General features: G+C 69.5%; 19 protein-coding genes. 4 read left to right on the top strand and 15 right to left on the bottom strand.

What is annotated here, in order from left to right:
* Positions 1-9: 9 nt before the first annotated feature.
* The 8 genes from G9272_RS02785 to G9272_RS02820 all read right to left on the bottom strand — a co-directional run bounded on the left by G9272_RS02785 (position 10) and on the right by G9272_RS02820 (position 11,686).
* A complete protein-coding gene (locus tag G9272_RS02785; RefSeq protein WP_171395023.1) occupies positions 10-1,242 on the bottom strand; it encodes a sarcosine oxidase subunit beta family protein in 1,233 nt (410 codons plus the stop codon).
* Positions 1,239-2,522 (bottom strand): serine hydroxymethyltransferase, encoded by a 1,284-nt coding sequence (gene glyA, locus G9272_RS02790; protein WP_171395024.1) that lies wholly within the window; start codon positions 2,520-2,522, stop codon positions 1,239-1,241. Before glyA ends, G9272_RS02785 begins: the two co-directional genes overlap by 4 nt.
* Positions 2,519-3,379, bottom strand: a complete 861-nt coding sequence (locus G9272_RS02795; RefSeq protein ID WP_171395025.1) for a bifunctional methylenetetrahydrofolate dehydrogenase/methenyltetrahydrofolate cyclohydrolase — start codon at positions 3,377-3,379, stop codon at positions 2,519-2,521. The genes glyA and G9272_RS02795 overlap by 4 nt, the downstream gene beginning before the upstream one ends.
* A gap of 123 nt (positions 3,380-3,502) precedes the next feature.
* Positions 3,503-5,941 (bottom strand): GcvT family protein, encoded by a 2,439-nt coding sequence (locus G9272_RS02800; RefSeq protein ID WP_171395026.1) that lies wholly within the window; start codon positions 5,939-5,941, stop codon positions 3,503-3,505.
* 207 nt (positions 5,942-6,148) lie between these two features.
* The gene (locus tag G9272_RS02805; RefSeq protein WP_171395027.1) at positions 6,149-7,123 is read right to left on the bottom strand and encodes an ABC transporter substrate-binding protein; all 975 of its coding nucleotides are present in this window, start codon (positions 7,121-7,123) and stop codon (positions 6,149-6,151) included.
* A gap of 11 nt (positions 7,124-7,134) precedes the next feature.
* A complete protein-coding gene (locus G9272_RS02810) occupies positions 7,135-9,108 on the bottom strand; it encodes an ABC transporter permease (RefSeq protein ID WP_171395028.1) in 1,974 nt (657 codons plus the stop codon).
* Positions 9,108-10,196, bottom strand: coding sequence for a quaternary amine ABC transporter ATP-binding protein (locus tag G9272_RS02815; RefSeq protein ID WP_171395029.1), 1,089 nt, complete (start codon positions 10,194-10,196; stop codon positions 9,108-9,110). Before G9272_RS02815 ends, G9272_RS02810 begins: the two co-directional genes overlap by 1 nt.
* A 20-nt stretch (positions 10,197-10,216) precedes the next feature.
* Positions 10,217-11,686: an aldehyde dehydrogenase family protein gene (locus G9272_RS02820; protein ID WP_171395030.1), complete on the bottom strand. Its 1,470-nt coding sequence runs from the start codon at positions 11,684-11,686 to the stop codon at positions 10,217-10,219.
* Between the two features lie 219 nt (positions 11,687-11,905).
* On the opposite strand from G9272_RS02820, the gene purU reads away from it, so the two are divergent.
* Entirely contained in the window at positions 11,906-12,787 is an 882-nt protein-coding gene (gene purU, locus G9272_RS02825; RefSeq protein ID WP_171395031.1) for a formyltetrahydrofolate deformylase, read from the top strand.
* Positions 12,788-12,955: 168 nt separating this feature from the next.
* Here purU and G9272_RS02830 read toward each other — a convergent pair whose 3' ends face one another.
* The gene (locus tag G9272_RS02830; RefSeq protein ID WP_171395032.1) at positions 12,956-13,792 is read right to left on the bottom strand and encodes a 5,10-methylenetetrahydrofolate reductase; all 837 of its coding nucleotides are present in this window, start codon (positions 13,790-13,792) and stop codon (positions 12,956-12,958) included.
* A gap of 3 nt (positions 13,793-13,795) precedes the next feature.
* The gene (betA, locus tag G9272_RS02835; protein ID WP_171395033.1) at positions 13,796-15,466 is read right to left on the bottom strand and encodes a choline dehydrogenase; all 1,671 of its coding nucleotides are present in this window, start codon (positions 15,464-15,466) and stop codon (positions 13,796-13,798) included.
* A 202-nt stretch (positions 15,467-15,668) separates the two neighbouring features.
* Here betA and G9272_RS02840 point away from each other — a divergent pair, with 202 nt between their 5' ends.
* On the top strand, positions 15,669-16,415 hold the full coding sequence (locus tag G9272_RS02840; RefSeq protein WP_171401807.1) for an IclR family transcriptional regulator: 747 nt from the start codon (positions 15,669-15,671) through the stop codon (positions 16,413-16,415).
* Between the two features lie 9 nt (positions 16,416-16,424).
* Here the strand turns inward: G9272_RS02840 and G9272_RS02845 are convergent, their stop codons facing one another.
* The 5 genes from G9272_RS02845 to G9272_RS02865 form a co-directional block, all read right to left on the bottom strand.
* Positions 16,425-17,555, bottom strand: a complete 1,131-nt coding sequence (locus G9272_RS02845; RefSeq protein ID WP_171395034.1) for an aromatic ring-hydroxylating oxygenase subunit alpha — start codon at positions 17,553-17,555, stop codon at positions 16,425-16,427.
* A gap of 130 nt (positions 17,556-17,685) precedes the next feature.
* Positions 17,686-18,849, bottom strand: coding sequence for an NAD(P)/FAD-dependent oxidoreductase (locus G9272_RS02850; protein ID WP_171395035.1), 1,164 nt, complete (start codon positions 18,847-18,849; stop codon positions 17,686-17,688).
* Positions 18,846-19,208, bottom strand: a complete 363-nt coding sequence (locus tag G9272_RS02855; protein ID WP_171395036.1) for a bifunctional 3-phenylpropionate/cinnamic acid dioxygenase ferredoxin subunit — start codon at positions 19,206-19,208, stop codon at positions 18,846-18,848. The genes G9272_RS02850 and G9272_RS02855 overlap by 4 nt, the downstream gene beginning before the upstream one ends.
* Before the next feature lie 248 nt (positions 19,209-19,456).
* Entirely contained in the window at positions 19,457-20,089 is a 633-nt protein-coding gene (locus G9272_RS02860) for an MBL fold metallo-hydrolase (protein WP_171395037.1), read from the bottom strand.
* Positions 20,089-21,177 carry an S-(hydroxymethyl)mycothiol dehydrogenase gene (locus tag G9272_RS02865; protein ID WP_171395038.1) on the bottom strand — a complete coding sequence of 363 codons (1,089 nt, stop codon included), beginning with the start codon at positions 21,175-21,177 and terminating at the stop codon, positions 20,089-20,091. The genes G9272_RS02860 and G9272_RS02865 overlap by 1 nt, the downstream gene beginning before the upstream one ends.
* 509 nt (positions 21,178-21,686) lie before the next feature.
* Here G9272_RS02865 and G9272_RS02870 point away from each other — a divergent pair.
* Both G9272_RS02870 and G9272_RS02875 read left to right on the top strand, forming a co-directional pair.
* Complete coding sequence (locus G9272_RS02870; RefSeq protein WP_171395039.1) at positions 21,687-23,216, top strand: MFS transporter; 1,530 nt, start codon at positions 21,687-21,689, stop codon at positions 23,214-23,216.
* A gap of 184 nt (positions 23,217-23,400) precedes the next feature.
* Positions 23,401-23,832, top strand: a complete 432-nt coding sequence (locus tag G9272_RS02875; protein WP_171395040.1) for a BlaI/MecI/CopY family transcriptional regulator — start codon at positions 23,401-23,403, stop codon at positions 23,830-23,832.
* Positions 23,833-23,855: the final 23 nt, after the last annotated feature.

Here is a 23,855-nt window from a genome sequence, read left to right on the forward strand (position 1 = left end):
TTCGGCTCCCTAGTGGGCCACCGCGGCCGCGCCGTGCTCGTCGACGAGCGCGCCGGTGGTGAAACGGTCGAGCGAGAAGGGGGCGTTGAGGGCGTGGGGGGTGTCGTGGGCGATGGTGTGGGCGTAGACCCAGCCGACGCCGGGGGTGGCCTTGAAACCGCCCGTGCCCCACCCGCAGTTGAGGTAGAGGTTGTCGACCGGGCTGAGGCCGACGATCGGCGAGGCGTCCGGGCTGACGTCGACGATGCCGCCCCAGGTGCGCAGCACATGGGCGCGGGCGAAGACCGGGAAGAGTTCCAGGGCGGCGGACATCTGCTCTTCGATGATGTGGAAGGCGCCGCGCTGGGTGTAGGAGTTGTACGCGTCGATGCCGGCGCCCATCACCAGTTCGCCCTTGTGCGCCTGGCTGACGTACACGTGGACGGCGTTGGACATGACCACCGTGGGGTGGACCGGCTCCAGGAGCTCGGAGACCAGTGCCTGCAACGGGTGGCTCTGGACAGGGAGTTCGATGCCGGCCATGGCGGCGAGGACCGAGGTGTGGCCGGCCGCGCACAGGGCCACCTTGCCCGCGGCGATGGGGCCCCGCGTGGTCTGTACGCCAACCACCCGGCCGCCCACCACGTCCAGGCCGGTGACCTCGCAGTTCTGGATGATGTCGATGCCGGCGGCGTCCGCGGAGCGGGCGAATCCCCAGGCGACGTAGTCGTGCTTGGCGATGCCGGCGCGCGGCTGGTAGGTGCCGCCGAGGACCGGGTAGCGCACGTCGGGTGAGATGTTGACGATCGGGCAGACCTCTTTGACCTGCTCGGCGTCGAGCCACTCGGCGTCGACGCCGTTGAGGCGGTTGGCCTCGACACGGCGCACGCTGTCGCGGACGTCCTGGAGGCTGTGGGCGAGGTTCAGCACGCCGCGCTGGGAGAAGAGGATCGGGTAGTCGAGTTCTTCCGCCAGCCCTTCCCAGAGTTTGAGGGCGTGCTCGTAGATGCCGGCGCTCTCGTCCCACAGGTAGTTGGAGCGGATGATCGTGGTGTTGCGGGCCATGTTGCCGCCGCCCAGCCAGCCCTTCTCCAGGACCGCGACATCGGTGATGCCGTGGTTCCTCGCCAGGTAGTGGGCGGTGGCCAGGCCGTGGCCGCCGCCACCCACGACGATCACGTCGTACGACCGCTTGGGCTCGGGATTGCGCCAGAGCCGGTCGGGGTGGTCGGGGAGGTCGGCGCCGGGGGTGCTGGGGCTCATCGGACGGCTCCGTCGTGCGAGAGGTGCGGATAGAGCGGGTGCTTGGCCGCGAGGGCCTGGGTGCGGGCGCGCAGTGCGGCGATGTCCGGCTCGGGCTGGAGGGCCGGCGCGATCACGTCGGCGACCTCGGCGAAGTCCTCCTCGGTGAAGCCTCGGGTGGCCAGCGCCGGGGTGCCGATGCGCAGGCCGGAGGTGACCATGGGCGGGCGCGGGTCGAAGGGGACGGCGTTGCGGTTGACGGTGATGCCGATCTCGTGCAGGAGGTCTTCGGCCCGCCTTCCGTCGAGTGCGGAGTCACGGAGGTCGACGAGGACCAGGTGGACGTCCGTGCCGCCCGTCAGGACCTTCACTCCGGCCGCGGCCGCGTCGGGCCGGGTGAGGCGCTCGGCGAGGATGCGGGCGCCGGCCAGCGTGCGGGCCTGGCGTTCGGCGAACTCGGGCGATGCCGCCACCTTGAAGGAGACGGCCTTGGCGGCGATGACGTGCTCCAGCGGGCCGCCCTGCATCCCGGGGAACACCGCCGAGTTGATCTTCTTGGCGAGGTCGGCGTCGTCGGTGAGGATGACGCCGCCGCGCGGGCCGCCGAGGGTCTTGTGGGTCGTCGTGGTCGTGACGTGGGCGTGCGGGACGGGGCTGGGGTGCAGTCCGGCGGCGACCAGGCCCGCGAAGTGCGCCATGTCGACCATGAGGAGGGCACCGACCTCGTCGGCGATGCGGCGGAAGGCCGCGAAGTCCAGCTGCCGTGGGTACGCCGACCAGCCCGCGATGATCATCTTGGGCCGGTGTTCCTTGGCGAGCCGCTCGACCTCCTCCATGTCGACGAGGTTGTCCGTCTCGGCGACGTGGTACGGCACGACGTTGAGCATCTTGCCGCTGTAGTTGAGACGCATGCCGTGGGTGAGGTGGCCGCCGTGCGCGAGGTCGAGACCGAGGATGGTGTCGCCGGGCTGGAGGAGGGCGAAGAAGACGGCGGTGTTCGCCTGTGCGCCCGAGTGCGGCTGGACGTTGGCGAAGCCCGCCCCGAAGAGGGACTTGACGCGCTCGATGGCCAGCCGCTCGGTGACGTCGACGTGTTCGCAGCCGCCGTAGTAGCGGCGGCCGGGGTAGCCCTCGGCGTACTTGTTGGTCGCGACCGACCCCTGGGCCTCCATCACGGCGGAGGGCGCGAAGTTCTCGGAGGCGATCATCTCGAGAGTGGACTGCTGGCGGTGCAACTCGGCGCGGAGGGCGGCGTGGACCTCGGGGTCCAGCTCCGCCAGGGGGGTGTTCAGCGCGTTCATAGGATGTTCGCGTTCCTCTCGGCGGCCTCGACGACGTTGGCGAGCAGCATCGCCCGGGTCATGGGTCCCACTCCCCCGGGCATCGGCGCGAGCCATCCGGCGACCAGGGCGGCGTCCGGATGTATGTCGCCGGCCAGCCTGTTGTCGGTGCGGGTGATGCCGACGTCCAGGACGGCCGCGCCGGGGCGCAGCATCTCCTTGGTGATCAGCCCGGGCGAGCCCGCGGCCGCGATCACGATGTCGGCCTCGCGGACGTGCCAGGCCAGGCCCTTGGTTCCGGTGTGGCAGAGGGTGACGGTGGCGTTCTCGGACCTGCGGGTGAGCAGCAGTCCCAGGGGCCGTCCGACGGTGATGCCGCGTCCGATCACGCACACGCGGGCTCCGGCGATCGGCACCTCGTACCGGCGGAGCAGCTCGACGATGCCGCGCGGGGTGCACGGCAGCGGGGCCTCTACGCCCAGGGTGAGCCGGCCGAGGTTGACGGGGTGCAGGCCGTCGGCGTCCTTGGCCGGGTCCATGCGTTCCAGTACGGCGCCGGCGTCCAGGTGCCGTGGAAGCGGGAGTTGGACGATGTAGCCGGTGCAGGCCGGGTCGGCGTCGAGCTCGTCGATGACGTCCTCGACCTGCTGCTGGGTGGCGTCGGCGGGCAGTTCGCGGCGCAGCGAGGCGATGCCGACCTGAGCGCAGTCGCGGTGCTTGCCGACGACGTAGGCGTGGCTGCCCGGGTCTTCGCCGACCAGGACAGTGCCGAGGCCGGGCGGGCGGCCACCGATGGCGGTCGACTTGGCGACGCGTTCGGCGAGTTCACGGCGAATGTCGGCGGCGGTCGCCTTACCGTCGAGCAACTGTGCGGTCACCGACCGTACTCCTTCCTACGAGCCTGAGCAGCAGCGCCCTCAGGGGGCGCGGGGAACTGCGCGACCGGACACAGCGCACCCGCAGACGAATGACGACCCATCGCGGCACCCCCGGTGAATCGCTCAGCCACGGAGGCGGGACATCGTCGGGTCGAACAACGGCTCCTCGGCCACGACCGCCTCGACCCGTTGGTCGAAGTAGCCGATGTGGACCGCCGTTCCGGGGACGGCGAGTTCCGCGGGGAGCCAGGCGTAGGCGATGCCCTTGCCGATCGTGTAGCCGTAGGCGGCGCTGGTGACGTAGCCGACCGCGCGGTCGCCGTCGTAGACCGGCTCCTTGCCCAGGACGACCGACCGCGGGTCGTCGATGGTCAGACAGGTCAGCTTGCGCCGGACGTCTTCCTTGCGGCGCTCCAGGGCGGCCTTGCCGAGGAAGTCGCCCTTGTCGAGCTTGACGGCGAAGCCGACGCCGGCCTCGTAGGGGTCGTGCTCGAAGGTCATGTCGGTACCGAAGGAGCGGTAACCCTTCTCCAGGCGGAGGCTGTTGAAGGCTCCGCGGCCGGCGATGACACCGCCGAGCGGCTTCGCCGCCCGCCACAGGGTGTCCCACAGTTTCAGGCCCTGGTCGGCGGTGGTGTAGAGCTCCCAGCCGAGCTCACCGACGTACGACAGCCGCATCGCCGTGACCGGTACCGAGCCGATGTAGGCGCGCTTGGCGCGGAAGTACTTCAGGCCGTCGCCCGAGAAGTCCTCGTCCGTCAGCGGCTGGAGGACCTTGCGGGCCAGTGGGCCCCACAGGCCGATGCAGCACGTGCCCGGGGTGATGTCGCGGACCTGGACCGTGCCGTCGGCCGGGAGGTGGCGGGTGAACCAGTCGAGGTCGAGGTTGCCGTTGGCGCCGACCTGAAAGAGGTCGCGGCCGAGGCGGGCCACGGTGACGTCGCTGCGGATGCCGCCGTCGTGGTCGAGGAGCAGGGTGTACGTCACCGAACCGACCGACTTGGCGACCTTCCCGGTGGTCAGCCCCTCCAGGAAGTCCGCGGCACCCCGGCCGCTGACCTCGAGCCGCTTGAGGGCCGTCATGTCGTACATCGCGACCGTCTCGCGGGTGGCCTGTGCCTCGGCGCCGACGACGGGCGACCAGTACTGCGCGGCCCAGTCGTTGGGGGTGGGGATGTTACGGCCCTCGACCAGCCCCGCGTTGGCCTCGTACCACTGCGGGCGCTCCCAGCCGTTCGCCTCCAGGAAGAACGCGCCGTACTCCTGCTGGCGGGCGTGGAAGGGGCTCGTGCGGATCGGACGCGGGTCACCGGACGGCTGGAGGGGGTGGAGGATGTCGTAGACCTCGACGAAGTTGCGGCAGTCGCGGGCCAGGACGTACTCCGGGGACAGCTGGTGCGGCTCGAAGCGGTTGACGTCGCACTCGTGCAGGTCGAAGGACGAGCAGAAGCCGTCGACCAGCCATTCGGCCATGGCCCGGCCGACGCCCGCCGAGTGCGTGACCCAGACCGCCTCGGCCACCCAGAAGCCCTTGACGTCCGGGGACTCGCCCAGCAGCGGGAAGTTGTCGGTGGTGAAGGAGAACAGGCCGTTGATGCCCTCCTCGACCTTGGCCTCCTGGGTCGCGGGGAGCAGGGACCGGGTCTCGGTCCAGGCGTCGGCGAAGTCGTCCTCGGTGAACTTCAGGACCGACGGCATGTCGTCGGCCTCGTCGACGGAGAGGATGTCGTCGGCCGAGACGGGCATCGGGCGGTGGCCGTAGTAGCCGATGCCGATGCCGTCGAAGCGGTCGCGGTAGTAGAGGTCGGCGTCCTGGTGGCGCAGGATCGGCCGCACCGCCTCCTCCATCTGGCCCGCAAGCGCCGGCACCGGGCCGGTCCAGGCGAGCTGGTGGGCGAGCGGGGTCAGCGGGAGGTTCATGCCGACCATGCGGGCGATCCTCGGGCCCCAGATGCCGGCGCAGCACACGACGATGTCGGCCGCGATCTCACCGCGGTCGGTGAGGACACCGGTCACCCGGCCCTCGCTCCGCTGTACGTCCAGTACTTCGTGGCGGGCCAGGAAGGTGACGCCGCGCTCGGTGGCCCGGCGGATCTGCGCCTCGACGGCGAGGACGGCCTTGGCTATCCCGTCGGTCGGGATGAGGAGGCCGCCGAGGACCCGGTCCGGGTTGACCAGCGGGTGCTGCTCGACGCACTCGTCAGCGCTCAGCAGGCGCGCCTCGATGCCCCAGGCGGTGATCCAGCCGTGGCGGCGGTGCAGTTCCGCGAGGCGTTCGGGGGTGGTGGCCACTTCGAGGCCGCCGACCTGGAGGAAGCAGGGCTTGCCGTCGACGTCGAGGGAGCAGAACTTCTCGACGGTGTAGCGGGCCAGCTCGGTCATGGTCTTGGAGGAGTTCGTCTGGAAGACCAGGCCCGGGGCGTGCGACGTGGAGCCCCCGGTCGCGGGGAGCGGGCCCTGGTCGACCACGGTCACTTCGGTCCAGCCGCGCGCGGAGATCTCGTCCGCGAGTGCCGCTCCCACGACGCCCGCTCCGATGATCACCACTCGGGGTCCCGCCATCGCCGCACCTCCGGATCGAAAACCAGTCGAGTTGCTTTCTGCGCAACATGGTTCAGGTTGCGCAACTCAATGTGCCTGCCGCGGACAGGGGGTGTCAAGAGGTCCGGTGACGTCGGGAAACAGCCCGAAACGCGGCAATGCCCGGCGGGCGGCGCACACAGGTGCACACCGCCCGCCGGGCATCTCGGACCGTCCTGCCGACGTGGGTTACTTGATCCAGGCGTCGACCTTGGCGCGGTTGGCCTCCACCCACTTCTTGGCCGCCGCGTCCGGCGACAGCTTGTCCACCGCGATGTACTTGGCCACGGTGTTCTGGTCGTCGTTCGTCCAGTTGAAGCTCTTCACCAGGTCGTAGGCCGGGCTGCCGGACTTGGCGAACTTGGCGCTGACGATCTTGTCGAGGTCGTAGACGGGATAGTCGCAGGCGATCTTCGCCGCATCGGCGTCGCACCCCGTCGTGTAGGCGGGCAGATCAACCTTGACCAACGGCACCTCGGACAGGAACCACTGCGGCTCGTAGAAGTAGCCGATCACCCATTCCTTGTTCTTCTCCGCCTTGCGGAAGGACTGGATGAGCGCGGTCTCGCTGCCCGCGTACACCACCTTGAAGTCCAGCTTCAGGTTCTTCACCAGCGCCTCGTCGTTGGTGACGTACGACGGGTCGCCGTCCAGCAGCTGGCCCTTGCCGCCGGACTCGGAGGTCTTGAACTCGGCCGCGTACTTGTTGAGGTTCTTCCAGTCGGTGATGTCCGGGTGCGCCTTGGCCAGCCACGGCGGCACGTACCAGCCGATGATGCCCTTGTTGCCGGTCGAGCCGGCCGCCACGGCGGTCTTCTGGTCGGTGATGTACTTCTTCTTCAGATCGTCGTGGCCCCAGTTCTCCAGGACGGCGTCGACCTCGCCCGTCCCGAAGCCCTGCCAGGCGATCTCCTCCTTCAGGTCCTTCTTGTTGACCGTACAGCCGAGGTCGTGCTGTGCGACGTAGGCGACGACCGCCGCGTCCGCCTCGTAGCCCACCCACGGGTTGACGGCGAGGTTGAAGGTGCCGCACTTGCCCGAGCTGCCCGAATCCGCGGAGTCGTCACCGACCTTCGCGCCGCCGCAGGCGGTGAGGGTCAGCCCGATGACAGTCACGACGGCTATGCCGGCCACGCCGGTTCTCTGTCGTACTTGTGTTGCCATGCTGGTGCTCCTTATGAGCTCGCGCGTCGCGCCGCTGCCTGGGTGATCCGGTCGAACATGACTCCGAGAAGGACGATGGCGAGTCCCGCCGCGAGTCCCTTCCCGTACAGCTGCCCCTGTGAGAAGCCGGCCACGACGTCGTAGCCGAGGGCGCCCGCTCCTACCAGGCCGCCCACAACAACCATCGACAGCACGTAGATCAGGCCCTGGTTGGTCGCGAGCGTCAGGGCACTGCGTGACATCGGCAGTTGAACCTTGGTGATGATCTGCCAGGTGTTGCACCCGGCGGACGTGGCCGCCTCGACGGTGGTTTCGGGCACGGCCCGCACCCCGTCAGCGATGATCTTGATGGCGACCGGCGCCGCGTAGACGATCGCGGCGACGATGGCCGTGAAGCGGGTCGCGCCGAACAACGCCAGGAACGGCACGAGATAGACGAACGGCGGCATGACCTGCGCCGCGTCCAGGGTGGGCCGCAGCAGCCGGTCCACGAGCGGGCTGCGCCCCATCCACACCCCGAGGACCATGCCGAGCAGCATGACCAGCACCGTCGCCACGAGGGTCGACGCCAGCGTCGTCATGGCGTCCGACCACAGGCCGGTGCCGACCAGCAGGACCAGGCAGACGGACGTGGTGACACCGGCCCGCCAGCCGCCGAGCACCGCGCCCAGCGCGATCAGCACCGCGCAGACGAGCCACCACGGGGAGTCGGTGAGCAGCGACTGGAACGGGTTGAGCAGGCCGTTGGTGATGCCGTCGCGGAAGGCGTTGGTGAGGCCCGACAGGTTGTCCTGCGCCCAACTGGTCGCGGTGTCCGCCGCGCTCGCGATGGAGCTGCCGATGCCGCCGTCGCCGGGGAACTCCGCCGCCCACAGATAGGTGTGCGACAGATAGACGAGGACCGCCGTGACCGCCGCGCCCGCACCCAGCAGCGGCCGCCGCCATGTGAGGAAGCGGTTCTTCGAACGCCGGGCCGTCTCCGCGCGGGCGCTGGCCGCGGTGGTGACCCGGTCGAGGACGATCGCCATGACGACGATGGCGAGCCCCGCGTTGAAGGCCGTTCCCACGTCGAGCGACTGGAGTGCCTGGACGACGGTCTTGCCGAGGCCGGGCGCGTCGATCAGCGCGGCGATGGTCACCATGGCCAGGGCGGCCATGATCGACTGATTGACGCCCATCACCACGGTCCGCTTGGACATGGGCAGCAGGACCTTCAGCAGGGCCTGCCGTCGGGTCGCGCCCAGCGATTCGGCGGCCTCGACGGTGGTCTCCGGCACGGAACGGATGGCGTGCGCCGTGATGCGGATCGCGGGCGGTGCCGCGTAGATCACGGTGGCGATCGTGGCGGAGGCCCCTCCGATCAGGAAGAACAGGGTCAGCGGGGCGAGGTAGACGAAGGTCGGCATCGTCTGCATGAAGTCCAGAAAGGGCGTCACGATCCGGTTGACCCGGTCCGACAGCCCCGCCCACACCCCCAGCGGGATCGCGAACAGCAGCGCCACGAAGACCGCGGAGAGCGTGAGCGACAGGGTGTCCATGCTCTCCTGCCACAGCCCCTGCAAGCCCAGGAAGGTGAAGCCCGCCACGGCCAGCAGGGCGACCCGCCAGTTGCCCACGGCCCAGGAGACGTAGCCCACGATGCCGACGACGCCGAGCCATCCGATCTGCGGAAGGGGGCGGCCGGCGGAGGGCTGTGAGATCAGGTGCTGGATGAAGGTCACCAGGTTGTCGATGACCAGGCGGATCTCGTTGAAGAAGTAGAGGAACAGCGGGTTGGAGTTGCGGTCCGCGCCGATCGAGTCGTTGACGTCGTTGAACCACCGGTGCAGGTCGGTGAGGTCCGCCGCCGCCAGGGTCAGGGTCTGCCTTCCGCGGAGGACGACGAAGAGGAGCAGCCAGGCCACCAGGATCGCGGCCACCACCGTGCGCCGGCCGACCTTGCGGACGCCGGCCAGGGGCGCGGACTTCTCCAGGGCGACGGCCATCACGCCCCGCCTTCGTGCCCGGCGACCACCGCGAGGATCTCCTCGTCACCGACGATGCCGAGCAGCTTGCCGTCCTCCACGACCTTGACCGGCTTGTCCGCGGCCAGTACCGCCCGGGTGGCCTCCTTCACCACGACGTCCGGGCCCAGCTCGGGACCGTCCAGAGCGTCGTCGGGCTCCGCCGGGCGCATGATCCACCGGAGGGTGAGGACATCGCCGCGCGGCACGTCCTTGACGAACTCGCGTACGTAGTCGTCGGCCGGGGCGCCCACCAGCTCGTCGCCGGTGCCGCACTGGACCATCTTGCCGTCGCGCATGATCAGGATGCGGTCGCCCAGCTTGAGCGCCTCGGAGAGGTCGTGGGTGATGAACACCATCGTCTTGCCGACCTCGTGGTGCAGCCGGATGACCTCGTTCTGCATGTCACGGCGGATCATCGGGTCGAGCGCCGAGAAGGGCTCGTCGAAGAAGAGCACGTCCGGGTTGCCGGCCAACGCCCGGGCGAGGCCGACGCGTTGCTGCATACCGCCGGAGAGCTGGTCGGGGTAGGAGTTCTCGTACCCCGAGAGGCCGACCAGTTCGACGACCTCCAGGGCCCGCTTGCCGCGTTCGGCCCGGCTCATGCCGCGGATCTCCAGGCCGAAGGCCACGTTGTCGACGACCCGGCGGTGCGGCAGCAGCCCGAAGTGCTGGAAGACCATGGAGAACTTGCGGCGCCGCAGGTCGCGCAGGCGTCTGGCGTCCGCTTCGCGGATGTCCTCGCCCTCGAAGACGAGCTCGCCGGCGGTGGGTTCGATCAGCCGGGTCAGACATCGCACCAGCGTGGACTTGCCCGAACCGGACAGACCCATGACGACGAACACCTCGCCCTTGCGGACGTCGAAGTTCACGTCGCGTACGGCGGCGGTGCAGCCGGTACGGTCCATGAGCTCGCGGCGGGTGAGGCCGCACAGCTCCTCCGAGTCCGGCACCTGGTCGGCCTTCGGCCCGAACACCTTCCACAGCCGGCGCACGGATATGACCGGAGTACCGTCCGAATCCTCGGGCGCGCCGCGCCGCTGCGGCACCTCGGTCTGTGTTGGGGTCATGATCGACCTCTCTTCGGCGTTCAGCCGCGGAACCAGTGTTGCGGCCGGGGTTGGATGTTCTGCCAGATGTGTTTGGGCTCTCGGTACTCGTCCAGGCCGGTCGGTCCCAGCTCCCGGCCCACGCCCGAATGCCCGAAGCCACCCCATTCCGCTTGCGGCACGTAGGGGTGGTAGTCGTTGATCCACACCGTGCCGTGACGCAGCCGCCGGGCCACCCGCTGGGCCTTGCCGGCGTCCTGCGTCCACACGGCCCCGGCGAGTCCGTACTCGGTGTCGTTGGCGATCCGCACGGCGTCGTCCTCGTCGGTGAAGCGCTCGACGGTGAGCACCGGCCCGAAGGACTCCTCGTGCACGACGCGCATGTCCTGCCGGCACTCGTCGAGGACGGTCGGGGGGTAGTAGAAGCCGTCGGCGAGGGCGGGGTCGTCGGGCCGTTCACCGCCGCAGCGCAGCACGGCGCCCTCGGCGAGGCCCGCCGCGACATACGCCTCGACCTTCTCCCGGTGCTGCGCGGAGATCAGCGCTCCGGTCTCGGCCTCGGGGTCGAAGGGCCCGCCGAGGCGGATCTCCCGGGCGCGCCGGACGACCTCGTCGACGAGCCGGTCGTGCAGCGAGTCCTCCACGATCAGCCGCGCGCCGGCCGAGCAGACCTGCCCGGAATGCAGAAAGACGGCCGTGAGGGCGAAGTCCACGGCCGTCTCGAAGTCGGCGTCGGCGAAGATCACGTTGGGGTTCTTGCCCCCGAGTTCCAGCGCCACCTTCTTCACGGTCGCCGCGGCGGTGGCCATGATCCGTTTGCCGGTCTCCAGGCCGCCGGTGAAGGAGACCATGTCCACGGCGGGGTCCTCGGAGAGCGGGGCGCCGACCTCGGGCCCGGCGCCCAGGACGAGGTTGGCGGCGCCGGCCGGGAGTCCGGCCTCCGCCAGCGCCTTCATCAGCAGGATCGAGGTGGAGGGAGTGAGCTCACTGGGCTTGAGGACGATCGTGTTGCCGGCGAGGAGGGCCGGGGCGACCTTCCAACTCGCCTGGAGCAGCGGGTAGTTCCAGGGGGTGATCAGCCCACACACGCCGATCGGCTCGTGGACGACGCGGCTGACGGCGTCGTCTCGGCCGGTGTCGATCACACGGCCGGCGTCGGTGCCGCCGATCCCACCGTAGTAGCGGAAGCAGGAGACGACGTCGGCGATGTCGTACTCGCTCTCCACCAGCCGTTTGCCGGTGTCCAGCGACTCCGCGCGGGCGAACTCCTTGGCATCGCGCTCGACGATGTCGGCGGTGCGCAGCAGCACCGCGCCGCGCTCCCGCTCGGAGGTGTGCGGCCAGGGCCCCTCGTCGAAGGCGCGGCGGGCGGCGGCGATCGCCGCCTCGGTGTCGGGACGCGTCCCTTCCGAGACGGTCGCGGTGAGGGAGCCGTCAGCGGGGCAGCGGATCTCCCGGCGCCCACCGGCCGACGGGTCCCGCCATTCCCCACCCACATACAGGTCTGCCACGCGCCAATGCCCTTCAGCCGAAATGCGTTGCGCATCATGCATTCAATTGCTTGTGGTGAAACACCTTGACGAACGCCACAGACCTGCGTCAAGGGGTTGGCGGATGACGATTTCGCCATGCGGGTACTTATGCGGCCGCCCTTGACCGAAAGCGGAGTCGAGTCGACCATGTTGCGTATCGCTCACCATGTTGTGCAATACGCACCGACGGAGGTCGCTGTGTCCCCTAAGTACCCTCGTCCGCAGCCCGGTCGTGAGTACGTCCTCACCCTCTCCTGTCCCGACAGCGCCGGCCTGGTCCACGCCGTGAGCGGCTTCCTCGTCAGGAACTCGGGCAACATCCTGGAAAGCCAGCAGTTCGATGATCGGCTCCAGGGCCGTTTCTTCATGAGGGTTCACTTCGACGTTTCCGACCCGGACGCGAATGTGAAAACACTGCGTTACCGATTCGGTCCCGTCGCCGAGGCGTATCGCATCTCCTGGACCCTGAGCGAGGCGTCGACGCCGACCCGGACGCTGATCATGGTGTCCAGGTTCGGTCACTGCCTCAACGATCTGCTGTTCCGCCAACGCACCGGCGCACTCAACATCGAGATCCCGGCGATCGTCTCCAACCACCGGGACTTCGAGGGCCTGGCGGAGACGTACGGCATCCCCTTCCACCACATACCCGTCACCAAGGACACCAAGGCCGAGGCCGAGGCGCGCCTGCTGGAGCTGGTGAGGGAGCTGGACGTCGACCTGGTGGTGCTGGCCCGCTACATGCAGATCCTCTCCGACGACCTCTGCAAGCAGCTCGAGGGTCACGCCATCAACATCCACCACTCCTTCCTCCCCAGCTTCAAGGGCGCGCGACCCTACGACCAGGCCTACGACCGTGGCGTGAAGCTCGTCGGCGCGACGGCCCACTATGTGACCCCGGACCTGGACGAGGGGCAGATCATCGAGCAGGACGTGGTCAGGGTGGACCACTCCCTCGACCCCGGGGACCTGGTCACGGTCGGCCGGGACGTGGAGGCACAGGTGCTCGCGCACGCGGTCAAGTGGCACAGCGAGAGCCGCGTCATGGTGTACGGCAACCGCACGGTGGTCTTCCGCTGAGCGGTGCGACACCGGGGCGGGGTCGGAAGTCCGGCCCCGCCCCTCGTCTGTTCTGTATACAAGCGCCGCACAGGTGATTCAGCCCGTCCGGCGCTTGAGGTCGAGGCCCGTTCAGGGCCGAAGGGAGGTCCTGGGGCACAGCCCCCGGCAAGGTCCGCTGAGCCCACCTCAGCCGCCGAGCCGCTCCCGCACGGCGCAGCGCCACCGTTCCGTCTCCGCGATCTGGTTGAACGTGAACAGGTGCAGCCCGGCCACGCCCGCCGACGGCGCGGTGAGCGCCTTCTCCGTGCGCGCCAGCAGCCTGTCGGGTGAGTACCCGCCGGGTGTCGCGAACCGCAGGAACCACGAGGCGTGCTTGGTCAGGAATCGGGTCGACTCCCCCACCCCGATCTTCGCCGCCATGGACAGCAGCTTCGCCCGTTGTACCGGCCCCGCGACGCCCAGGTGGACGGGCAGCGTGATGTCCCTGCGCCGGATCCGGACGACCCAGTCCTCCAGCACCCGTGGGTCGAAGCAGAGGTTGCTCACGATGTACGTGGCGTGCTCGCGCTTGTCCCACATGGCCTGAACGGTGATGTCGTCGTGGATGAGCGGATGGCTCTCGGGATAGCCGGCGATGCCGACGTGAGCGAAGGGCCTGCCCAGTTCGCTCAGCCTGCGCAGCACCGGCAGCGACCCGTCGTAGGCCCCGGCCGGCGGGTCGGCGTCGCCCGCCGGGACGAAGACGTCGTCCACGCCCGCCTCGCGCAGCCGGTCGGCGACCTCCTTCAGGTGCACCTCGTCCCGCAGCAGCCGCGCGGGCACATGCGGGACGACGCGGTAACCGTGCAGCGCGAGCCGGGTGGCGAGGTCGAGGGTCGGCTCCAGGCCCTTGACCGGCGACGCCGTCACGGTGACGACGACCTCGCGCGGGACATGGGCGAGGACTTTGTCCTCGGTCGCCTTCGCGGGAAGCACCTCGTAGCGGACGCTGTCCAGCAGCGCCCTCAGCCCTGAACCGGCCAACGTCTACCCGGCCTGCTGCTGAGCGTCGCGGTGACGGTAGTACACAGCCTTCGACGGCGCCTGCGGCTCCTTGCCCAGGATCAGGTCGGCGGCCTTCTCGGCGATCATCATCACCGGCGCGTAGATGTTGCCGTTGGTGACGTACGGCATCACCGAGGCGTCCACCACGCGCAGCCCCTCCACGCCGTGCACCCGCATGCTGGTGGGGTCGACGACGGACATCTCGTCGGTGCCCATCTTGCACGTACAGGACGGGTGCAGGGCGGTCTCGCCCTCCTTCGCGACCCAGGCGAGGATCTCCTCGTCCGTCGCCACCTTCCGGCCGGGCGAGATCTCCCCGTCGTTGTAGGGGGCGAGCGCGGGCTGGTCGAGGAGCTTGCGGGCCACCCGGATCGCCTCGACCCATTCGCGGCGGTCCTGCTCGGTGGAGAGGTAGTTGAAGCGCAGCGCCGGGTGCTCGCGCGGGTCCTTGCTCTTGATCTTCACCGAGCCGATGGCGTCGGAGTACATGGGGCCCACGTGCACCTGGTAGCCGTGGCCGCCGGCCGGCGAGGAGCCGTCGTAGCGGACCGCGATCGGCAGGAAGTGGAACATCAGGTTGGGGTAGTCCACGTCCTCGTTGCTGCGGGCGAAGCCGCCGGCCTCGAAGTGGTTGGTCGCGGCGGGCCCCTTGCGGAAGAGCCACTGGAGCCCGATGAAGGGGGCGCGCCACTTGGCCATGTACGGCTGCATGGAGACCGGTTGCTTACAGGCGTACTGGACGTACACCTCCAGGTGGTCCTGCATGTTCTCGCCGACGCCCGGAAGGTCGTGGACGACGTCGATGCCGAGGGCGCCCAGCTCCTGAGCGTTGCCGACGCCGGAGAGCTGGAGCAGCTGCGGGGAGTTGATCGCACCGCCGCAGAGAATGACTTCCGCGGCGCGGACCTGCTGGGGTGCGCCCCTGCCGCGCCGGTACTCGACGCCGACGGCCCGCTTGCCCTCGAAGAGCACCCGCGTGACGAGGGCGCGGGTCCTGACCGTGAGGTTGGGCCGCTTCCTGACGGGCTTGAGGTACGCCTTCGAAGCCGACAGGCGACGTCCGCGGTGGACGTTGCGGTCGAACTTGGCGAACCCTTCCTGCCGGAAGCCGTTGACGTCGTCGGTGGGTGCGTAGCCCGCTTCCTGGGTGGCCTTGAGGAAGGCGCCGAAGAGCGGGTTGGTCGCGGGACCGCGCTCGAGGACGAGGGGGCCGTCGTGGCCGCGGAACTCGTCGTCCGGGTCGGCGGCGAGACAGTTCTCCATGCGCCGGAAGTACGGCAGACAGTGCGCGTAGTCCCAGGTCTCCATGCCGGGGTCGGCCGCCCAGCGCTCGTAGTCCATCGGGTTGCCGCGCTGGAAGATCATGCCGTTGATGCTGCTGGAACCGCCCAGCACCTTGCCGCGCGCGTGGTAGACGCGCCGGCCCCCCATGTGGGGCTCGGGCTCGGACTCGTACTTCCAGTCGTAGAACCGGCTGCCGATCGGGTAGGTCAGCGCCGCGGGCATATGGATGAAGACATCCCACGGGTAGTCGGAACGGCCGGCCTCCAGTACCAGCACCCGGTTCGCCGGGTCCGCGGAGAGTCTGTTCGCCAGTGCGCTGCCGGCCGAACCGCCGCCGACGATGACGAAGTCGTATTGCAGGGGAGCCATGGTGCCTCGTCTCGCTCGCGCCGTAGATACGCGAGGCATGCTAATACCGGTAGCGTCATGCGCACCAGGTTGCGAACGACGCAACTTGCAAGGTCTTTGTTTCGGCTTCGTTGCTTGCAGTCGTGTTGTTTACTGCGCGTATAGTTGTGTCGTGAGCAACCACAGCCAAGACACCGAAACGACAAGTTCGCAGGCCGGCGGAGTGCAGTCGGTCGACCGCGCCATCAGCGTCCTCGAGATTCTCGCCCAACGCGGCGAGGCGGGCGTCAGTGAGGTGGCCGCCGAGATCGACGTGCACAAGTCCACCGCGTTTCGTCTGCTCGGCGCCCTGGAGACGCGCGGCCTGGTGGAGCAGGCGGGCGAGCGCGGCAAATACCGTCTCGGCTTCGGGATCGTACGCCTGGCCGGTGCGGTGACCGGCCGCATCGACATCACCCAGCAGGGCCGCCCCGTGTGTGAGCGTCTCGCCGAGGAGATCGGCGAGACGGTCAACATCGCCGTCATGCAGGAGCACTACGCGATCAACCTCTACGAGGTGCGCGGCCCCGGCGCGGTCACCGCGCACAACTGGGTCGGCGAGCTGACCCCGTTGCACGCCACCTCCAGCGGCAAGATCCTGCTGGCCCACCTCCCTGCCAAGGAACGCGCCGCGCTGCTGGCCGAGGCCGGGATGAAGAAGGTCACCCCGCACACCATCACCGCCAAGACCAAGATCGAGAAGAACCTCGCCGAGGCCCGGGAGCGCGGTTACGCCTGGACCCTGGAGGAGCTCGAGGTCGGCCTGCACGCCATGGCCGCACCGGTCCGCAACCGTGACGGAGAGGTCATCGCGGCGCTGAGCGCCTCGGGGCCCGCGTACCGCTTCACCGAGGAGCGCCTGCACGAGCTCTCACCGGTGCTCCTCAAGGGCGCCCAGGAGATCAGCCACCGGATGGGCTACCTGGGCTGACCGGCCCGACTACCGCGGGCCGCCGCCCAGGCGCTCGTTCACCCAGTCGTGGAAGGCGCCGATGTGGTGCTCGCTGGGTACCAGCACCCCGCCCTTGGCGTACATACGGGAGCTCATCCCGGGCTGGGTGCGCTCGCATGCGTCGAAGTCCTGCCGGTTGACCCGGTCGAAGAGTTCCACGGACCGGCTGACGTCTTTGCCGCTCTCGACGACATGCGGGAGGTAGAGCCAGTCGCACTCGACGATCGTGCGGTCGACGGCCACCGGGTACATCCGGTGGAAGATGACATGGTCGGGGACGAGGTTGACGAAGACCTGCGGCCTGACGGTGATCGCGTAGTAGCGGCGGTCCTGGTCCTCCGCGACCCCGGGGATGCGGTCCAGTCCCTCGGAACCGTCGACGGTGAACCCCTGCACCTCCTCGCCGAACTCGGCGCCGTGCCCGACGTAGTACTGCGCGGCGTATCCGTCGGCGAACTCGGGGAGCACCTCGGTGAGTTCGGGGTGGATCGTGGCGCAGTGGTAGCACTCCATGAAGTTCTCGATGATGAGCTTCCAGTTCGCCTTCACGTCGTAGACGATCCGCCTGCCGACCGAGAGGTTGTCGATGTCGTAGCGCTCGATCGACTCCACGTCGCCGAGGCGGGCGACGACATCGCCGATGACGGCCTCCTCGAAGGACGGCGGGTCCTCCGCGAGGCACACCCAGACATAGCCGAGCCATTCGCGCACCGCCACGGCGACCAGACCGTACTCGGTACGCCCGACGTCGGGCATCTTGGTGAGGTTGGGCGCCGCGACGAGCTTGCCGTTCAGGTCGTACGTCCAGGCGTGGTACGGGCATTGGAAGGCCCGCTTGACCTCGCCGGCCTCCTCGGTGCAGAGCTTGGCTCCGCGATGCCGGCACACGTTGAAGTAGGCACGAACGGCGTTGTCACGCGCGCGGGTGACGAGGATGCTCTCGCGGCCCACGTCGACGGTGCGAAAGGCACCGGGCTTCGCCAGCTCCGAGGAGCGCGCGACACAGAACCACATGGTCTCGAATATGCGCTCCTGCTCCTGGGCGAAGATCGCCGGATCCGTGTAGGAGGAGCCGGGGAGGGTGGCGATCAGGCTGTCCGGCAGACTGGTCGAGGTCACAGGGCACTCCTCGGGAAACGTCGTGGAGGGGACATTCACGCGCCGGGAAGAGCGACTCCGGACGGCGTTGTGTATGAGGCAACGCTGCGTGCCATATGCAACCGCAGCATGGGATGCCACAGGGGCGGTGTCAAGACGTGGCGGCGGCGAGCTGCTTGCGCCAGCGCGTGAACAGCCGCGGCTGGTTCATGCCGAGCACCGCGACCGGATCTCCGGCGCGCCGGTAGACGGCCAGGACGTTGCGGTCGTCCACGGCGCCTTCCTCGACGGTCACGCTGTCGGCGCCGGCCGCGTGACCGGCGAACTGGATCCTGACGCCGTACTGGTCGGACCAGAAGTACGGCGGCCGTGGCACACCCGGCGCCACCGCGCCCCCCGCCAGCAGCGTGGCGACGGCGGCGTCGGGGCGCTCCCGCGCGCCGGTCCAGTGCTCGACGCGTCGGTGGGCGCCGGCACGGGGGTCGTACCAGTTGGCGCAGTCGCCGACCGCGACCACCCCGGCCAGGCCGGTGCGGCCGTCGGCGCCGCACTTGACGCCGTTGTCGAGCTCGACACCGGATCCCTCGAGCCACTCCACGCACGGGCGGGCACCCACACCGACGACGACGATGTCGGCCGGGATGCTGCGGCCGTCCTCGAGCAGAACGGCGTCCACATACCGCTCCCCGCTCAGCCCCTTGACGCCCACTCCGCACAGCAGCCGTACGCCGTGGTCCGCGTGCAGCCCGGAGACGATGCCGCCCATGGTCGCGCCGAGCGGCCCGGCCAGTGGCGTCGGGGCCACCTCGACGACCGTCACGTCGAGCCCCAGGGCGTAGGCGGTGGAGGCGACCTCGGCGCCGATGAATCCACCGCCGATCACCACCAGCCGTCCGCCCCGGGCCAGTTCGTCGCGCAGGGCGCGGGCGTCGTCCAGGGTGCGCAGGACGTGCACGCCGGCCAGGCCGTCGGCGCCCGGGAGCCTGCGCGCGGCGGCGCCGGTCGCGATGACGAGGCCGTCGACACGGACCTCCCGCCCGTCGGCCAGCCGCACGGCGCGGTCGGTACGGTCGAGGCCGGTGGCCCGGGTGCCGAGCAGCCACTCCGCGCCCAGGTCCTCGTCGTGCGCCTCCAGCGCGAGATCCGCCTCGCCCAGGGTGCCGGCCAGGAACTCCTTGGACAGCGGCGGCCGGTCGTACGGGCGATGGAGCTCGTCGCCGATGACGACCAGCCGTCCGTCGTAGCCCTGCTTCCGCAGCGAGCGCGCCGCCGACAGTCCGGCGAGCGAGGCGCCCACCACGGCCACGGTCCTCACGCGGAACCCCCGGCGAGGCGGGACGCGACACAGGGCGGCAGGTTGGGGGCGTCCGTCGACACCCGGACGTGGATCATGCCGTCCTCGACGACGACCTCGTGCGTGCGCACCGGGAGCTTGGCCGGCGGGGCGTCGACGGCGCCGGTGCGCAGGTCGAACTTCGAGGCATGCAGCGGGCATTCCACCTCGCAGCCCTCCAGCCAGCCGTCGGCGAGCGAGGCGTCCTGGTGGGTGCAGGTGTCGTCGATGGCGAAGAGCTCGCCGTCGTCGGTATGGAACACCGAGACCGGCGGATCGATGTCGAGCCGGAAAGCCTCACCTCGCGGGAGATCCGCGAGACGGCACGCGGGAATCTTCATGACACCTCGGTGCGTATAACGAAACGGATTGCGGTAAGCGCAACATCAGTCTGAAGTCGGCCCGAACCCTTGTCAAGGCATTCACGGGCCGTACAACTCGGCACATGGAGTTGCTACTGACGCAATGCAGTGCGCCATAGGCAACATAGCGAGTGGTTGCCCCACCCGTGCCGGGGACATGAAGGCGGCCCGCCTCCTCGGCCCGACGGGCCGGGAAACGGGCGCGTCGCCCTCTGCCCACCGGACGGTCAGAAGCCCTGGTCGATCCACTCCTGAAGGTGCGGAGCCTCGGCGGCGATGGTGGTCGTCTCCCCGTGCCCGGTGTACACGACGGTGTCCCGGGGCAGCGTGAGCAACCGGTCCCGGATCGAGTCGACGATGGTGGGGAAGTCGCTGTACGACCTTCCCGTCGCCCCCGGCCCGCCCGCGAAGAGCGTGTCGCCGCCGAAGAGCGCCGTCAGCGCCGGCACGTGAAGGCAGATCGCGCCGGGGGCGTGGCCTGGGGTGTGCAGCACGGCCAGGGAGACGCCGGCCACCTCGAGGACCTGCCCTTCGGCCAATTCGCCGTCGGGCGCGCGGTCGGGGTGGGTCTGCTTCCACAGCGGCAGGTCGTCGGGATGGAGCAGGACCGGGGCGCCGGTGCGCGCGGCGAGAGCGGGCGCGGCGTCGATGTGGTCGTTGTGGGCGTGGGTGCACACGATCGCCCGCAGGGTGCGGCCGCGGAGGGCTTCGGCGATGGCCTCGGCGTCGTGCGCGGCGTCGACGACGATCACCTCCTCGTCGTCCCCGATGATCCACACGTTGTTCTCGACGTCCCAGGTGCCGCCGTCCAACGAGAACGTCCCCGAGGTGACCAGGTGTTCGATGCGGGCGCCGGTCATCAAAGGACCACCACCGAACGCAGGACCTCGCCGCCGTGCATCCGGTCGAAGGCCTTCTCCACCTCGTCCAGCCCGATGGTCTCCGTGACGAAGGCGTCCAGATCCAGCCGCCCCTGTAGATAGAGGTCGATGAGCATGGGGAAGTCGCGGGACGGCAGACAGTCTCCGTACCAGGACGACTTCAGCGTGCCGCCGCGCCCGAAGACGTCCAGCAGCGGCAACTCGAGCTTCATCTCCGGGGTCGGCACGCCGACCAGGACGACCGTGCCGGCGAGATCGCGGGCGTAGAAGGCCTGCCGGTACGTCTCCGGGCGGCCCACCGCCTCGATGACGACATCGGCGCCGAAGCCGCCGGTCAGCTCGCGGATCGCCTCGACCGGGTCGGACTGCCTGGAGTTGACGGTGTGGGTCGCGCCCAGCTTCCTGGCCGTGGCCAGCTTCCGGTCGTCGATGTCCACCGCGATGATCTTCGCCGCGCCCGCCAGTCGCGACCCGACGACCGCCGCGTCCCCGACGCCGCCACAGCCGATGACGGCCACGCTGTCACCGCGTCCGACGTTCCCGGTGTTGATGGCGGCACCGATGCCCGCCATCACCCCGCAGCCGAGCAGTCCCGCGGCGGCCGCCGACGCGGCCCGGTCGACCTTCGTGCACTGCCCGGCCGCCACCAGGGTCTTCTCCGCGAACGCGCCGATGCCCAGCGCCGGGGACAGCTCCTGCCCGGTCGAGGCGAGGGTCATCTTCTGCTCGGCGTTGTGGGTGTCGAAGCAGTACCAGGGCCGTCCGCGCCGACAGGCGCGGCACCGGCCGCACACCGCACGCCAGTTGAGGATGACGAAGTCGCCGGGCGCCACATCGGTGACCCCCTCCCCCACCGACTCCACGACCCCTGCGGCCTCGTGCCCCAGCAGGAAGGGGAAGTCGTCGTTGATGCCGCCCTCACGGTAGTGCAGATCGGTGTGACAGACCCCGCAGGCTTCGATCTTCACCAGCGCCTCGCCCGGTCCGGGATCCGGCACGATGATCGTTTCCAGGCTGACGGGGGCACCCTTGCCCCGCGCGACGACAGCACGGACCTGGTGCGTCATGGCCACTCCTCGGCTGGTACGAGACCTCGGCTGATGTTGCTCATTACGACACGCATCTCACGTGCCGCAACGAAGCATCGTCGAGCGCCAACGGGAGGTCAAGGCCCCTGAAGCCCGACAGCGCTCGGACGAGGAGCGGCGATTCCGATTCGGCGGCCACCCTGGTTCACGGAAAGATCGCGCCGCGCGAATCCGAGACGAAAAGCAGAGCAATTCTTGATTTGCAAAACCAAGAAAAGTGTGAGCAATGCCCTTACCGAGGAATCCGCGTTGCTCACATGTCGCCCGAAAAAGCAAATCCCAACAGCGCATGTTCCCAGGCCTGTTGAGCGGATGTCGACGGAAACGTCAAGGGCGAGAATGACCACATCCATCGAACCGTTTCCCAGGCCCCATCAGAATCGAACGGAGTGCTATGGTCTGCCTCGCATTCCCACGGATCAGCGGGGCGTTCTCCCCATCCGACGCTCTCGGGAATGTATTTGCCCACCACTCTCTGGAGTTCCTCCATGCCTTCCGACAGTGCGACTGTCACCGCTTCGGCCGACGCGGACACGCGTTCCGGCTCCCCCGGCGGACGCCATCTGCGCCTCGCCCTGATCGTGCTCGCCGCCGCCCAGTTGATGCTGATCCTCGACGCCACCATCACCAACATCGCCCTGCCGAGCATCCAGACCGAACTCGACGTGTCCGACGCGAATCTCGCCTGGATCGTCAACTCGTACGCCCTGGCCTTCGGCGGGCTGCTGCTGCTCGGCGGGCGGGCCGGTGACCTCTACGGGCGGCGGCGTCTCTTCCGCGCCGGCATCGCCGTGTTCACCCTGGCCTCCCTGCTCGGCGGCCTCGCCCCCGACGAGGGTCTGCTGATCCTGGCCCGCGTGCTCCAGGGCGTCGGCGCGGCGCTCGCGGCGCCCAGCGCGCTGGCCCTGATCACCACGACGTTCCCGGCGGGCAGGGAACGGAACAAGGCGATGGGCGTCTACGCGGCCATGGCCGGCATCGGCGCCACCGTCGGCCTGCTGCTGGGCGGGGTGCTGACCGACGTCCTGGACTGGCGCTGGGTGTTCTTCGTCAACATCCCCATCGGTGTGGCGGTCCTGGCCGGCACGCGGCTGCTCGTCGAGGCCGAGCGCCACCCCGGACGTCTGGACGTGCCCGGCGCGGTCACCGGAACCGGCGGACTGATCGCCCTGGTCTACGGCATCACCCGGGGCGGCGAGCAGGGCTGGACCGACAGCCTCACACTCATGTCCTTCTTCTCCGCCGCCGTACTGCTGGGCGTCTTCCTCCTCGCCCAGCGGCGCGCCGAGCACCCGCTGATGCCGCTGCACCTGTTCAGGGACCGTACGCGCACCGGCAGTTACGCCACGATGCTGTTCATCGGCGCCGGCATGATCGCCTTCTTCTACTTCCTCACCCTCTACATGCAGCTGATCCTCGGCTACAGCGCCGTCAAGACGGGCTTCGCCTATCTGCCCTTCAGCCTCGGTATGGGCATCGCCGCCGCCACGAGCTCCAAGCTCGTCACCCACGTCGCCCCGCGTCTCGTGGCCGCTCCCGGTCTGCTGATCGCCGCCGGCGGCATGTTCTGGTTCACCGCCCTCACCCCGGACTCGTCCTTCACGACCCACCTCATGCCCGCGATGTTCGTGACCGCTCTCGGTCTCGGCATGAGCTTCGTGCCGATGACCCTCGGTGCGGTCCACGCCGTCACGCATCACGAGACGGGCATCGCCTCCGCGCTGCTGAACACCGCCCAACAGATCGGCGGCGCGCTCGGCCTCGCCGTCCTGTCGACCGTCTCCACCAACGCCGCCGACGACCGGCTCCCCGGGGCGGCCTCCGCCCTCTACCGGGGCCTGGCCACCGGCGACTCGGCCCTGATCGGGAAGGCGAGCGAGGCACTGACCCACGGCTACACCGCGGCCTTCGCCATCACCGCGGTCATGTTCCTCGCCGCGCTGGCCGTCACCGCGGCCGCCATCAACGCGAAGAAGCAGCAGCACGCCGAGGGCGCACCCGCCGTCCACCTGGGCTGACTTCAGCCCCGCACGCCGAAGGAAGCCGCCTGGCCCACGCGGCCGGGCGGCCCTTCCGCAAGCCGCGCCCGGAACGACGTCCGACTCCGCCCCGCCCCGCCCCGGCGACTACAGTCCGAGTGACTACAACCGCGTAGACGGTCTACAGCACTGTGGACGGCGAACGAGAGTCGAGGGCGTTCCCATGCCAGAGGGACACGAAGACCGGTCGGCCGGCGGGCGCCCGGAGCGTCGTCCCGCGGGCGAGCTGGAGGCGAGTGTCCTGGCCGCGCTCTGGGCCGCCGACGGCCCGCTCACCCCGATCGCTGTCCAGCTGGCACTCGGAACAGACCTCGCGCGCACGACGGTGACGACGATCCTGACGCGCCTGCACGCCAAGGGCACGGTCACCCGCAACCACACCGGCCGCGGCTACGCCTACGCCCCCGCCCAGGACCCGCCCGGCCTCACAGCCCGCCGCATGCACGCCGAACTGAACAAGGACGCCCACCGCGACACCGCCCTCGCCCGCTTCGTCGCCGACCTCGGCCCGCAGGACAAGGAGCTCCTACGGACCCTGCTCGACGAGGGTCACGACGACGGCGCGGCTCACGGCGGGACGACGATCCGGACATGAACGAATCCCGCACGAGTGGCTGG

Origin of the sequence: Streptomyces asoensis, from assembly GCF_013085465.1 — a bacterium.
Lineage (GTDB): Bacteria > Actinomycetota > Actinomycetes > Streptomycetales > Streptomycetaceae > Streptomyces > Streptomyces cacaoi_A.